The organism is Methyloversatilis sp. NSM2 (assembly GCF_038066675.1).
Classification (GTDB): Bacteria; Pseudomonadota; Gammaproteobacteria; order Burkholderiales; family Rhodocyclaceae; genus Methyloversatilis; species Methyloversatilis discipulorum_A.
In genome coordinates, this window is record NZ_JBBUKV010000001.1 from 613,116 (window position 1) to 626,182 (window position 13,067).

At 66.5% G+C, this 13,067-nt stretch carries 12 protein-coding genes; 10 read left to right on the plus strand and 2 right to left on the minus strand.

Features of this window, described 5'->3' with window-relative positions; translation table 11 throughout:
* Positions 1 to 2 precede the first annotated feature (2 nt).
* From WJU27_RS02765 to WJU27_RS02810, 10 genes are all read left to right on the plus strand, one after another.
* Positions 3 to 320, plus strand: coding sequence for a hypothetical protein (locus WJU27_RS02765; RefSeq protein ID WP_341421063.1), 318 nt, complete (start codon positions 3 to 5; stop codon positions 318 to 320).
* A gap of 637 nt (positions 321 to 957) precedes the next feature.
* A complete protein-coding gene (urtA, locus tag WJU27_RS02770; RefSeq protein ID WP_341421064.1) occupies positions 958 to 2,133 on the plus strand; it encodes an urea ABC transporter substrate-binding protein in 1,176 nt (391 codons plus the stop codon).
* Between the two features lie 94 nt (positions 2,134 to 2,227).
* Positions 2,228 to 2,719, plus strand: coding sequence for an urease accessory protein UreE (locus WJU27_RS02775; RefSeq protein WP_341421065.1), 492 nt, complete (start codon positions 2,228 to 2,230; stop codon positions 2,717 to 2,719).
* Between the two features lies 1 nt (position 2,720).
* Positions 2,721 to 3,464: an urease accessory protein UreF gene (locus WJU27_RS02780; RefSeq protein WP_341421066.1), complete on the plus strand. Its 744-nt coding sequence runs from the start codon at positions 2,721 to 2,723 to the stop codon at positions 3,462 to 3,464.
* A 35-nt stretch (positions 3,465 to 3,499) separates the two neighbouring features.
* A complete protein-coding gene (locus WJU27_RS02785) occupies positions 3,500 to 4,204 on the plus strand; it encodes an urease subunit beta (protein ID WP_341421067.1) in 705 nt (234 codons plus the stop codon).
* Positions 4,205 to 4,235: 31 nt separating this feature from the next.
* Positions 4,236 to 5,948 (plus strand): urease subunit alpha, encoded by a 1,713-nt coding sequence (ureC, locus tag WJU27_RS02790; RefSeq protein ID WP_304005040.1) that lies wholly within the window; start codon positions 4,236 to 4,238, stop codon positions 5,946 to 5,948.
* 4 nt (positions 5,949 to 5,952) lie between these two features.
* Positions 5,953 to 6,594: an urease accessory protein UreG gene (ureG, locus tag WJU27_RS02795; protein ID WP_020165089.1), complete on the plus strand. Its 642-nt coding sequence runs from the start codon at positions 5,953 to 5,955 to the stop codon at positions 6,592 to 6,594.
* Complete coding sequence (locus WJU27_RS02800) at positions 6,584 to 7,468, plus strand: urease accessory protein UreD (protein ID WP_341421068.1); 885 nt, start codon at positions 6,584 to 6,586, stop codon at positions 7,466 to 7,468. The genes ureG and WJU27_RS02800 overlap by 11 nt, the downstream gene beginning before the upstream one ends.
* 282 nt (positions 7,469 to 7,750) lie before the next feature.
* On the plus strand, positions 7,751 to 8,695 hold the full coding sequence (gene ttcA, locus WJU27_RS02805) for a tRNA 2-thiocytidine(32) synthetase TtcA (protein WP_341421069.1): 945 nt from the start codon (positions 7,751 to 7,753) through the stop codon (positions 8,693 to 8,695).
* Between the two features lie 7 nt (positions 8,696 to 8,702).
* Positions 8,703 to 9,209 carry a low molecular weight protein-tyrosine-phosphatase gene (locus WJU27_RS02810; protein ID WP_341421618.1) on the plus strand — a complete coding sequence of 169 codons (507 nt, stop codon included), beginning with the start codon at positions 8,703 to 8,705 and terminating at the stop codon, positions 9,207 to 9,209.
* A 43-nt stretch (positions 9,210 to 9,252) separates the two neighbouring features.
* Here the strand turns inward: WJU27_RS02810 and WJU27_RS02815 are convergent, their stop codons facing one another.
* Together WJU27_RS02815 and WJU27_RS02820 are read right to left on the minus strand one after the other, a co-directional pair.
* Entirely contained in the window at positions 9,253 to 9,768 is a 516-nt protein-coding gene (locus WJU27_RS02815) for an SRPBCC family protein (protein WP_020165079.1), read from the minus strand.
* A gap of 161 nt (positions 9,769 to 9,929) precedes the next feature.
* Positions 9,930 to 12,851: an Rne/Rng family ribonuclease gene (locus tag WJU27_RS02820; RefSeq protein WP_341421070.1), complete on the minus strand. Its 2,922-nt coding sequence runs from the start codon at positions 12,849 to 12,851 to the stop codon at positions 9,930 to 9,932.
* Between the last annotated feature and the right edge of the window lie 216 nt (positions 12,852 to 13,067).

The following is a 13,067-nucleotide window of genomic DNA, read 5'->3' on the forward strand; positions in this document are numbered from 1 at the left end:
CGATGAGCTATAGCGTGCAGCAGATCAAGTTCGAATGCCTCACCTACATCAAGGAGTTCGGCGCGCGCATGGACGAGTGGTCCATAGGCATGGCCGACGACCCGGAACACGCGCTGTTCGGCCTGTGCGGCGTCGATCCCGAGCGCGACATCTGGCTGTGGAAGCCGGCGTTGTCGGTGAACGCGGCGCGCACCGTGGTCGACTTCATGACCGGCCGCTACCGGTTGCATCCGGCGCGGGCGTCGAGTGCACCGGGCGGCCGTTGTGTGTTCATGTACCGAAGATCGACGACTGCGGATGAAGACGACGCGGTCTTGTAGAGGCGGTCTTCTGACCGCGACGGCAGCCTGCATCGAAGCCGGCGGCACGCAGCCGCCGCGTCGCGGCCAAGGCCGCTCCCACAGGGGACGTGCACCGGATCCGTGACCCGAGCTGGAGCCGGGGTTCTGTGGGAGGGGTCTTGACCCCGACGGTAGCCTGAACCGAAGCCTGCAGATTGCAGGCGCCGCTCCCACAGGGGTGCGTGACGCGTTACTGGAGTCGAAGTCTTGTGAGGGCGAGCTTGCTCGCGATTGCAGCCTCGATCGGAGCGTGAGGTCCTTCAAGGCCGCTCCGACAGGGGAGGGCGCGCGCTCATGCGAAATGTCGGCGCGCGCACGAGAATGCTGATGTGTTGATGATCTGAAAGCGCGTGCATCTGCGCTTCCGGACCATCGAAAAGAATTTGAAAAAAAGCCGTTGCCGATGCTTGACGCACCGCAACAGCCTTCCTATCATCGATTCAACTTTCCGCTCCGCCAGCATTGCCGGCGCGGAACAAGGCAAAAGGGCCTGCCCTGGATCTCCGGATCCGGGCAGGCCCTTTTTTTTCGCCTTCTCGACACGTAAGTCCGCACCGGCAACGACGACGGTGCGATCGCAAGCCACTTTCTTTCATCACTTCCATCGAGGTCCATCATGAAGAGTCAAATCAGGCGCGACATCATCAAAGGTCTTGCGCTCGCATCCGTCGCCGGTCCGTGGATGGTGCGCAATGCCATGGCCGACGATACGGTGAAGGTCGGCATCCTGCACTCGCTGACCGGCACCATCGCGCTGGCGGAGGCATCGGTGGTTGATGCCGAGAAGCTCGCCATCGACGAGATCAACGCTGCTGGCGGCGTACTCGGCAAGAAGATCGTGCCGGTGGTCGAGGACGGCGCCAGCGACTGGCCCACCTTCGCCGAGAAGGCGCGCAAGCTGCTCGATCGCGACAAGGTCGCGGCCGTGTTCGGCTGCTACACCTCGGCGTCGCGCAAGGCGGTGCTGCCGGTGTTCGAACAGATGAAGGGCCTGCTGTACTACCCGACCTACTACGAAGGTCAGGAACAGTCGCCGAACATCCTCTACACCGCGCACGAAGCGACCCAGCAGTGCATTCAGGCCTGCAACTGGCTGCTGGCCAACCGCGGCAAGACGGTGTACCTGATCGGCTCCGACTACATCTGGCCGCGCGTCACCAACAAGATCGCGCGCCCGACCATCGTCAAGGGCGGCGGCAAGGTGCTGGGCGAGGAATACCTGCCGCTGGGCAGCACCAACTTCGGTTCGACCATCAACAAGATCAAGGCGACCAAGCCCGACATCATTCTGAGCACCGTCGTCGGTGGCTCCAACGTCGCCTTCTACAAGCAGCTGAAGGCGGCCGGCGTGAACTTCAACAAGACCACGGTGATGGCGCTGGCCGTGTCGGAAGAGGAAGTTTCGGGCATCGGCAAGGAGAACGTGCAGGACGTGCTCACCTGCATGAGTTACCTGCAGAGCCTGGACAACCCGGCCAACAAGAAATTCGTGGCGGCCTTCAAGGCCAAGTACGGCGACAAGCGCGTGACCGGCGACACGCTGGCCAGCGCCTACACGGCGGTCTACCTGTGGAAGATGGCGGTCGAGAAGGCCAAGAGCTTCGACGTCGACAAGGTGGTCGCCGCCTCGGCCAACCTCGAGTTCGAAGGGCCGGAAGGCAAGGTGAAGTTCCACGCGACCAACCACCACCTGTGGAAGCAGGCGCGCATCGGTTCCTTCACCGCGGACGGTCAGGTCAAGCTGATCTACGAATCGCCGCTGATCGAACCCAATCCCTACCCGACGCTGTAAGCCGCACGCCGCCTGCGGGCGGCTGCGCTGATGGTGGCTGTCCCGCGGCATCTGCGGGGCAGCCCGGACCCGACCGCAAGGAAGAGACCGAACAATGCTCAGACTGACAGACATCGTCGGCAACGCGTCCGACCCGGATATCGCCGACCGGCTGCACCACATCGAACACGACGGCGGCGTCGAGCGCGTGCGCCTGTCGCGCAATGACCTGGCCCGCCGTCGTCAGCGCCTGGTGACCGATCGCGGCACCGAACTGGCGCTGCTTCTGGACCGCGGTGCGCAGCTCGAGAACGGTTCCGTGCTTTTGCTCGAACCGGGCCGCGCCGTGCTGGTGATGCTGGACGAGCCGCAGTGGCTGGTATTGCGCGCCGCACACCCGGCCGGTGCGCTGGAGATCGGCTACTTCGCCGGCAACATGCACTGGAAGGTGCGCTTCGAAGCCGACTGCCTGTGGATCGCGCTCGAAGGCCCGCGCGAGGGCTATCTGAAGCGCATGACGCATCTGCTCGCGCGCGGCGATGCGACCGTGCTCGATGCGCCAGCGCAAGGCGGCACACGCTACCTCGCCGTTCCTCATGCGCACTGACATGAACGCACCGCACGCGCCCTTTCACATTCCGTCGCCCGACGATGGCGGCGGCGACGCGATCGGCATGCTGGGCATGCTGCAGTTCGCCGACAGCTTTTTTCCCGGTGGCGCCACCTCGTTCTCGTGGGGGCTGGAGTCGCTGAAGCTCGACGGCAAGGTCCGCTGCGCTGAGCAGGTATTCGAGCTGCTGTGCAGCCACATCGAACAGCGCTGGGCCGGCTTCGACCGGCCGCTGATGCAGGCGGCGCGTACCGCCTGGTCACTGCGTGGTGCTGCCGCGCTGGCCGAAGCGACCGAGCTGGACCGCCTGTGCGAGGCGATGAACCTCGTGCGCGGCTGGCGCGACGCGAGCCGCCGCCTCGGTTTCACGCAGCTTCGCGTGCACGCCGATCTCGGTCTCGGCATCGCTCAGGTCTATCTGGATCAGGTGCGCGCCGCCGGTCTGCCCGGGCATCTGCCAGTGGTGCAGGGCCTGGTGTGGGGCGCCTACGGACTGTCGGCCTCTGGTTGCGACGCGATGGCTGCGAGCGGCCTGTGCACCACGGTGGTGGGTGCCGCGCTGCGCATGGGCCTGATCGGTCACACCGAAGGTCAGCGCCTGCTGGCGCGCACGCGGCCGCTGATCGCCCGCGTCATCGACACGCCGCCGCCTTCGACCGACGAACTGTGGAACGGCGCGCCGGCGCTCGACATCGCCGCCATGCGCCACGAGCCGCGCAATGCCCGGCTGTTCGCGAACTGAGTGCTGACTGACATGCAGAAGAGAGGAGGCACCCCATGCTGCTGACACCGACCGAACTCGAAAGACTGACGATATTCAACGCCGCCGAACTGGCGCGCCGGCGTCGTGCGCGCGGCCTGAAGCTCAATTGTCCGGAGGCGATCGCGATCATCGTCGACGACATTCTCGAGGGTGCACGCGATGGCCGTACGGTGGCCGAACTGATCGGCTTCGGCTCGCAGATTCTGAACAGCGACGACGTGCTGCCCGGCGTCGCGGCGCTGATGCCGATGATTCAAGTCGAAGCGAGCTTTCCCGACGGCACCAAGCTGGTGACCGTGCATGACCCGATACGTCCGGGCGCGAACGCGCCGGCCGAAGCGCCCTCGGCGCGCACGCCGGGCGAAATCATCCCGGCCGACGGGAAGATAGAACTGAACGCCGGCCGCCGCCGCGCCACGCTGCGCGCGCTGAACACCGGCGACCGGCCGATACAGGTGGGCAGCCATTTCCACTTCTTCGAGGTGAACCGCGCACTCGAATTCGACCGCGCCCAGGCCTGGGGCATGCACCTCGACATCGCTGCCGGTACCGCGGTGCGCTTCGAGCCCGGTGAGGACAAGGAAGTGACGCTGGTCGCCTTCGGCGGCAGCGGCGAGGTGTTCGGTCTTAACCGTCTGGCCGAAGGCCCGACCGGCGATGCCAGCGGCCTGCCGGACGCGCTGGCGCGCGCACGCCAGGCCGGATTCCGCGGCGCCTGAGCGCTGTCATCGACAACAGGGAGAACACGACATGACATGGCTCACCCGCCGCGACTACGCGGCGATGTACGGTCCGACCAAGGGCGACATGGTGCGCCTGGGCGACACCTCGCTGCTGGCGGAAATCGAGCACGACTTCTCGACGCCCGGTGACGAGTGCCTGCATGGCGGCGGCAAGACGCTGCGCGACGGGCTCGGCATGATGGGCGGCCTCACGTCCGAACAGGGCGCACTCGACATGCTGATCAGCAACGTCGTCGTGATCGATGCGGTGGCCGGCATCGTCAAGGGCGACATCGGCATCAAGGACGGGCGCATCGTCGCCATCGGCAAGGCCGGCAATCCGCACGTGATGGACGGCGTGCATCCGCAGCTGCTGGTCGGCAACGCCACCACGGTGCGCGACGGCGAAGGGCTGATCGCCACCGCCGGCGGGCTGGACGTGCACGTGCACTTCGATTCGGCGCAGCTGGTGGAGCACGCGCTGGCCTCCGGCATCACGACGATGTTCGGCGGATCGCTCGGGCCGATCACCGTGGGCATCGACTGCGGCGGCGCATGGAATGTCGGTCGCATGCTGCAGGCGTCCGAACAGTGGCCGATGAACTTCGGCTTCCTCGGCCGCGGCAACTCGTCGCGCCCGGAATCGCTGGTCGAACAGATGAAGGCCGGCTGCATCGGCCTGAAGATCCACGAGGACTGGGGCGCCACGCCGGCCACGATAGACACCTGCCTGTCGGTGGCCGACGAGATGGATTTCCAGGTCCAGCTGCACACGGACACGCTGAACGAATCCGGCTTCCTCGAGGACACGCTGGCGGCGACGAGGGGCCGCACCATCCACATGTACCACACCGAAGGTGCGGGCGGCGGCCATGCGCCGGACGTGATCTGCGTGGCCGGGTTGCAGCACTGCCTGCCGTCGTCGACCAACCCGACCAACCCCTACACGGTGAATACCTTCGACGAGCACCTGGACATGATCATGGTGTGCCACCACCTGAATCCGGCGGTGCCCGAGGACGTGGCCTTCGCCGAAAGCCGCATCCGCGCGCAGACCATCGCCGCCGAGGACGTGCTGCATGACATGGGCGCGATCTCGATGCTGGGCTCGGACAGCCAGGGCATGGGGCGCATCAACGAAGTGATCTGCCGCACCTGGCAGCTGGCCAGCAAGATGAAGGACCAGTTCGGTCGCCTGCCGGAGGAAACCACGCGCAGCGCCGACAACGAACGCATCCTGCGCTACATCGCGAAGTACACGATCAACGCGGCGCGATCGTTCGGCGTCGATCACCACGTCGGTTCGCTGGAGCCGGGCAAGCTCGCCGACATCGTGCTGTGGCGGCCCGCCTTCTTCGGTATCAAGCCGGAGATCGTGGTCAAGGGCGGCTTCATCGCCTATGGCGCGATGGGTGACTCCGCCGCGTCACTGATGACCTGCGAGCCGCTCATCATGCGCCCGCAATGGGGCGCCTTCGGCCGCGCACCGCAGGGGCTGTCGGCCAATTTCGTGTGTGCCGCGTCGCTCGACAGCGACCTGCACGGCCGGCTCGACATCCGCAAGGCACTGCTGCCCTGTAAGGGCACGCGCACGCTGCAGAAGTCCGACATGGTGCGCAACGCCGCCTGCCCGAACATCACGGTCAATCCGCAGACCTTCGAGGTGAGCGTGGATGGCCGCGTCATCAGCTGCCCGCCGGTCGACCGCGTGCCGCTCAACCGTCTATACATGCTGAGGTGATGCCATGTCCGCACAACTGAATTCCCATGCTCGACCGCGCGGCGCCGCCCGCGTCGGCATCGGCGGCCCGGTCGGCTCCGGCAAGACCGCGCTGCTGGAACAGCTCATTCCACGCTTCATCGCGCGCGGCACCGACATCGCGGTCATCACCAACGATCTGGTCACCGCCGAGGACGCCGAGCGCGTGCGCCGCAGCGGCCTGATCGCGCCCGAGCGCGTGCTGGCGGTGGAAACCGGCGCCTGCCCGCACACCGCCATTCGCGAAGACCCGACGCTCAACCTCGCCGCGGCCGACGAGCTGGACCGTGCCTACCCCGGCCTGGAACTGATCCTGATCGAGAGTGGCGGTGACAACCTCGCATCGTCCTTCTCGCTCGATCTGGTCGACTACTGGCTGTTCGTGATCGACGTGGCCGGCGGCGACGACATTCCGCGCAAGCGCGGACTGGGCGTCCTGCAGTGCGACCTGCTGGTGATCAACAAGGTCGACCTCGCACCGCACGTGAATGTGAATCTGCCGCGCATGGTGGGCGAGGCAGAAGAGGTGCGCGCCGGCCGGGCGACGCTGCTGACCAACTGCGCGCGCGGCGACGGCGTCGACGCAGTGGTCGAACGCATCGCGCAGGAGGTGTTGTTTGATCGCTGAGCCGGCACTTGTCGATGCGCTGCGCCCACTGGCAGAGCACGTGCCACCGGTCGAGGTGCGGCCCTGTGTCGATCTCGCCTTTGCGTGCGATGCGACCGGACGCAGCTATCTCGGACGCCAGTACGTCGGCTACCCGGTGCACGTCGGCCGCGCGCTGCATGTCGACGGCTCGGCGCCGGATCTGTGCGTGGTGTATCTGCAGTCGGTGTCCGGCGGCCTGTTCGAGCACGAGCGGCTGGCCGGCCGTATTGAGGTGGGGCAGGGCGCACGCGCTCACGTTGCGACGCCGGCGTCGACCATCGTGCATGCGATGCAGGGCGGATCGGCGACGCAGCGCATGCAGCTGGTCGCTCAGCCGGGTGCATTGCTCGAATACATGCCGGCGCCGCTCATCCTGTTTCCGGGCAGTCACATGGTGAGCGACGTCGAGGTGACACTGGCGGACGGCGCAGTGGTCGTGGTCGCCGACAGCTTCCTGCCGCACGACCCCGACGGCGGGCAACGATCGTTCGCGCGTATCGAAGCGGCGATGACGGTGCGCGACGGAAATGGACAGCTGCTGGCGCGGGAACGCATGTGCATTGACGGTGAGAACTGGCTGTCCGGCAACGCTGGCGCGAATGCCGGGCTGCGCATGCACGGGTCGCTGTGGCTGCTGGGTGGGTCAGCCGATGCCGAATTGCTGGAGGTGCTGCGGGCGTTGCCCGAGGTGGATGGAGCGCTGGCCGGCGCCAGTCATCTGCCGAACGCCGCCGGCATCGTGTTCCGCGCACTGGCGGTCGACGCCGTCCGGCTTGAAAGAGTCATGCACGCCGCCTGGGCTGCGGCGCGCACGCATCACACCGGCTCAGCGCCGGCGCTGCGACGACGCTAGCGCGTCGCGGCACACCGATCCCGATGGCGGGACGCGGCGGATGGCGGAAGGGGCAAGCCGCCGCGTCTCGTCGTCGGGACCCTTCGTCAGGACTGTAGATGGCGAGCGGGCCGCTCACCCTGCACTCGCACGGCTGACCGACTCAGTGGAGCATCGAGAGCCCGATCCCGAACATGATCTGACGCCTTGGTGCGATCAGGAAGGGTGCCGGCCGGCCCGTCGATCGCCCGGCTATAATCCAGCCTTCCGAATATGTCGCGCAGCACCGCTGCGTCGCCCGCCATGTCGCAGGTACTCGCTTCCGTCCCGGCCGTCACCGAGCCGCTGTCCAACACCTTCCTCAAGTTCCGCAAGCGCCTCGAACGCGCGGTCGGGCAGGCCATCGGCGACTACTCGATGATCGCGGACGGCGATGTGATCATGGTGTGCATGTCCGGCGGCAAGGATTCGTACACGATGCTGGAGCTGCTGCGCGGCCTGCAGGAGCGGGCACCGGTGCGCTTCCGGCTGATCGCTTTCAACCTCGACCAGAAGCAGCCTGGTTTTCCCGACCACATCCTGCCGGACTACTTCAAGCGCATCGGCGTCGAGTACCGGATCGAGACCGAAGACACCTACTCCATCGTCAAGGACAAGATTCCCGAGGGCAAGACCACCTGTGGCCTTTGCTCAAGGCTGCGGCGCGGCATCATCTACCGCGTGGCGTCCGAACTGGGTGCGACCAAGATCGCGCTCGGCCACCACCGCGACGACCTGCTGGAAACGCTGTTCCTGAACATGTTCTTCGGCGGCAAGATCAAGTCCATGCCGCCCAAGCTGGTCAGCGACGACGGCCGCCACATCGTGATCCGGCCGCTGACCTACTGCACCGAGCGCGACATCGAGCGCTTCGCCCGGGTAATGGACTACCCCATCATTCCGTGCAATCTGTGCGGCTCGCAGGAGAACGCGCAGCGCAAGCAGGTGAAGGCCATGCTGCAGGAGTGGGCGCGGCTGTATCCGGGGCGGATCGAATCGATGGCTACGGCGATGCGCAATGTCGTGCCGTCGCACCTGGCCGATCAGAAGCTGTTCGATTTCGCCGGTCTGAAGCCGGGCAGCGTAGTGGAGGAGGGCGATACCGCCTTCGATCCGCCCGAGCTGCCTGTCCGTTCATGGGGCGACGAGGACGCAATGGGTGGCATCCCGGTCCGCCTGGATGTCGCTGCGGGCGGTGGCTGTGCTTGAGCGCTGGATGCGCCGGCCGCTGCGCGCTGCACGGGATCCCGACATGAAGATACTGTTCTGCTGCATGGGCAACATCTGTCGTTCGCCGACTGCCGAGGGCGTGGTGCGCGCGCGGCTGGAGGCCGCGGGGCTGCACGAACGCGTCGAGGTCGCATCGGCCGGCACGCACGCCCATCACGTCGGCAGCAAACCTGACCCGCGTGCGGCTGCGGCGGCTGCGTCGCGTGGGGTCGATCTGACGCGCATCCGGGCGCGTCGCGTCGATGGCGCCGATTTCGCGCAGTTCGACCTGATCTACGCGATGGACCGCGACAACCTGCGCAATCTCGAACGCAACTGCCCGGAGCCGCTGCGCCACAAGCTGGCGCTCTTCCTTCAGCACGCCGAACGCTTCGACGAGGAAGAGGTGCCGGATCCCTACTACGGTGGCCCGGCTGGCTTCGAACGGGTGCTCGACCTGATCGAGGACGCAGCCGACGGTCTGGTCCGCGAGCTGCAGCAGCGGCTCAAATGAAAACGGGCGGCCAAGGCCGCCCGTCTTGTCGTTGCTGTGACGATTACTTGTCCAGCAGCGCTTTCAGGTTGTTCAGGCCGTCGGTATAGACCGCCTTGATGGTGCCGGTGGCCGCCTCGTCATCCTTGCCCGCGGCGGGGTGCTCGCTGGCGTCGGCGCGGAAGAACACGCCTTTCCACTCAACCGTCGAACCGCCACCGTCGGCCGGCTTCACGGTAATCGTCGACTTGTACTTGCTGACCGGCAGCGCGCCGCCGTCCTGGGCGGTGTAGGTCAAGCTGCGATCAGCGTCCGAGATCGCTTCCAGCTTCTCGACCACTTCGCCGCCGCCCTTGATCTTCAGCGTGCGCACCGAGCCGACATCGCTGCCGGCGGTGGCGGTGCTGCTCTCGACGGCCGGGTGCCAGGACTGCAGCTGCGTGAAGTCCTTCACCTTGGCCCATACGGCGTCCGGGCTGGCTTTCAGCGTGATCGTTTCGTTCGCCTTCAGGCGCGACGGGCCGTGCGCAAAAACCGTGGTGCTGGCGACGATGGCGAGCAGGGCTGCAAAAAGACGCATGGGGTGTTCTCCTCGTTTGTTGTGATTGAAAAAAGCGTGCGCAGTGTCGGTGAAAACGGGCGGTGCCAGCACGGGAAAATCACCCGGTGCCGGGCGGGCTTGCTGACGGACATGCAAAAAGGGCCCGGACAATGCCGGGCCCCTCTGGCGGTGTCAGCGCCTCACTCGTTGCGTGTTTCCACCTGCTGCATCGGTTCGTTGGCGATCACCGGTGCCGCACGACGGCGACGGCCCAGTTGCGGCTGCTCGACGATGACGGGTTCGATGCCGGCAGCGCGCTCGGCCGAGGTTTCCACCATGACCAGGCCGCTCTCGGCCAGCGTGCTCTGCAGATCGGCTGCCGGTGCGACTGTCGGCGCCGGCGCGGACGGCTGCGCCGCCGAGCCGAAGCTTTCCATCGCGCGCACCAGCGTCGATTCGCCAGCATCGTTCAACGAGGCTGCGATCTGTGCCGGTTGATCGACGACGGGTGCCGGCGCGGCCACCGGTTCGGCAGCCACTTCGACCACCGGCAGTGCAGCCACTTCAGCCACGACGGGCTCGGTCACCGGTGCGTCGACCGCGACAGGTTCGACCACTGCCGGCTCCGGGGCAGCAGGTGCAGACACCATCGGTGCCGACACGACAGGCGCCACCGGTGCTTCGACCACCGCGGTGACTTCGGTCACCGGTGCAGCGTTGGCCAACGGGGCCGGCTCAGCGGCGATCGGTGCCGCGACGGGGACGTCCAGCGGCAGCGCGGCCTGGGCTTCCACGGCGGCTGCCGGCACTTCATTGGCGGCGGAATCGGTCACCGTCAGATCGCCCTCGACTGCGGCGACATCGGCAACTGCGCCTTCCACACCGTCCGGGCGGCGCTCGCCACGTTCGCGGCGGCCACCACGACGGCGACGGCTGCGCGGTGCAGCGCCTTCGCCACCCTCGGCCGGCGCGACATTCTCGGGCTGAGTGCCGGTGGCGGCGGCCAGCGGTAGATCGGTCTGTGCCTGCTGCTGTTCGCGTGCGTCATTGGCGGCACGCTCGCGCGGCTCACGCGGCGGGCGCGGCTCGCGCGGCGGACGCGGTTCGCGCGGCGCGGCGGCTTCCTGCTCGTTGCGCGGCTCGCGCGGCTCACGGGGTTCGCGCTGCTTGCGCTGACCGTCGCGGCCTTCGCTCTTGTTCTGCGCTTCGCGCGGTTCACGCGGCTCGCGTTGTTCACGACCGTCGCGGCCCTCGCGACCTTCACGTCCTTCACGGTTGTCGCGACGGTTGCGGTTGCGACCGCGTTCGCCTTCGCCACGCGGACCGCGTTCGCGCGTCTGTGCGGGCTTCGCTTCCGGGGCCGGAGCGGGCGCCGGGGCTGGCGCGGCTGCGCCGCCGCCGAACAGCCCGGCGATCCAGCCGAAGAAGCCACCCTTGGCCGCGGGTGCAGCCGCCGGCGCTGCAGCGACCGGCGCGGCCGGTGCGGTCTCGGCCACGACCGGTGCCGGCTGGTCCGGCGTGATGTGCTTGATCGCCGCTTCCTGACGCTTCGGACGCTCGTCGGCCGGAATGGCGGACGGCGGCTGATAGCTCTCGGCCGACGGATTCACGGCCATCTGGTAGGACGGCTGGGCCACGCCTTCGAGGTTCAGTTGGTCGTGGCGCAGACGGGTGATTTCGTGCGCCGGCGTTTCCAGATACTTGTTCGGAATCAGGACGATGTTGACCTTGTGGCGCAGTTCGATCGCGTTGATGTCGGCACGCTTCTCGTTCAGCAGGAAGGTGGCGACGTCGACCGGCACCTGGGTGTGCACGGCACCCGTGTTTTCCTTCATCGCTTCCTCTTCGAGGATGCGCAGGATGTGCAGCGCGGCCGATTCGGTCGAGCGGATGTGGCCGGTGCCGCTGCAGCGCGGGCAGGGGATGTAGCTGGTTTCGGCCAGCGCCGGGCGCAGGCGCTGGCGCGACAGTTCGAGCAGGCCGAAGCGGCTGATCTTGCCCATTTGCACGCGCGCGCGGTCGTGATGCAGCGCATCGCGCAGGCGGGTTTCCACCTCGCGCTGGGCGCGCGGGTTTTCCATGTCGATGAAGTCGATGACGATGAGGCCGCCGAGGTCGCGCAGACGCAACTGGCGGGCAATTTCGTCGGCCGCTTCACAGTTGGTGCGCAGCGCGGTTTCCTCGATGTCGCTGCCCTTGGTCGAGCGGCCGGAGTTCACGTCCACCGCTACCAGTGCTTCGGTGTGGTCGATCACGATGGCGCCGCCCGAGGGCAGGTTCACCTGACGGGAGTAGGCGGACTCGATCTGGTGTTCGATCTGGAAGCGCGAGAACAGCGGCACGTCGTCGCGGTAGCGCTTCACGCGCGCCACGTTGCCGGGCATCACGTGTTCCATGAAGGTGTAGGCCTGGTCGTACACCTCGTCGGTGTCGATCAGGATTTCGCCGATGTCGGGCTGGAAGTAGTCGCGGATTGCGCGGATGACCAGACTGCCTTCCTGGTAGATAAGGAAGGCGCCGGTCTGCGACTGGGCGGCGCCTTCGATGGCGGTCCACAGCTGCAGCAGGTAGTTCAGGTCCCACTGCAGTTCTTCGGCGTTGCGGCCGATGCCGGCAGTGCGGGCGATCAGGCTCATGCCGGACGGCACTTCGAGCTGATCCATGGTTTCGCGCAGTTCGGCGCGGTCGTCACCTTCGACGCGGCGCGAAACACCGCCGCCGCGCGGGTTGTTCGGCATCAGCACCAGGTAGCGGCCGGCCAGCGAAATGAAGGTGGTGAGTGCGGCGCCCTTGTTGCCGCGTTCGTCCTTGTCGATCTGGACGATCAGTTCCTGACCGACCGACAGCGCATCCTGGATGCGGGCGCGGCCGGGTTCGAGATCGGGCTTGAAATAGGACTTGGAAACTTCCTTGAACGGCAGGAAGCCGTGGCGGTCTGCGCCGTAATCGACAAAGCATGCTTCGAGGCTGGGCTCGATGCGGGTGATGACTGCCTTGTAGATGTTGCTTTTGCGCTGTTCCTTGCTGGATGACTCAATGTCGAGGTCAACAAGCTTCTGACCATCGACAATCGCGACGCGCAGCTCTTCGGCCTGCGTCGCGTTGAAGAGCATTCGTTTCATCAACTTCTCCCGCGCGCACCGCACACGGGCAGGACAAACCGCTCGTCAGTAAATAACGTCTATCGTGTCGGCTGCAATCGGGTTTTTTCGATGGGAACGGACTGGGGGACGTGGAGGGGTCTGCCAACTCTCAATGCAGCCGCGCTTTCGCGACTGCCTGGGGGATTCTGCCTGTACGGTACTCGCGCTACTCAGTACACTCGCTACTTTGGGTGA

Coding starts and splice junctions, on each gene's coding strand:
- ureC (WP_304005040.1), top strand. CDS start 4,236: ATGACATGGCTCACCCGCCGCGACTACGCGGCGATGTACGGTCCGACC.
- WJU27_RS02780 (WP_341421066.1), top strand. CDS start 2,721: ATGAACGCACCGCACGCGCCCTTTCACATTCCGTCGCCCGACGATGGC.
- ttcA (WP_341421069.1), top strand. CDS start 7,751: ATGTCGCAGGTACTCGCTTCCGTCCCGGCCGTCACCGAGCCGCTGTCC.
- WJU27_RS02765 (WP_341421063.1), top strand. CDS start 3: ATGAGCTATAGCGTGCAGCAGATCAAGTTCGAATGCCTCACCTACATC.
- urtA (WP_341421064.1), top strand. CDS start 958: ATGAAGAGTCAAATCAGGCGCGACATCATCAAAGGTCTTGCGCTCGCA.
- WJU27_RS02810 (WP_341421618.1), top strand. CDS start 8,703: ATGCGCCGGCCGCTGCGCGCTGCACGGGATCCCGACATGAAGATACTG.
- WJU27_RS02815 (WP_020165079.1), bottom strand. CDS start 9,768: ATGCGTCTTTTTGCAGCCCTGCTCGCCATCGTCGCCAGCACCACGGTT.
- ureG (WP_020165089.1), top strand. CDS start 5,953: ATGTCCGCACAACTGAATTCCCATGCTCGACCGCGCGGCGCCGCCCGC.
- WJU27_RS02820 (WP_341421070.1), bottom strand. CDS start 12,851: ATGAAACGAATGCTCTTCAACGCGACGCAGGCCGAAGAGCTGCGCGTC.
- WJU27_RS02775 (WP_341421065.1), top strand. CDS start 2,228: ATGCTCAGACTGACAGACATCGTCGGCAACGCGTCCGACCCGGATATC.
- WJU27_RS02785 (WP_341421067.1), top strand. CDS start 3,500: ATGCTGCTGACACCGACCGAACTCGAAAGACTGACGATATTCAACGCC.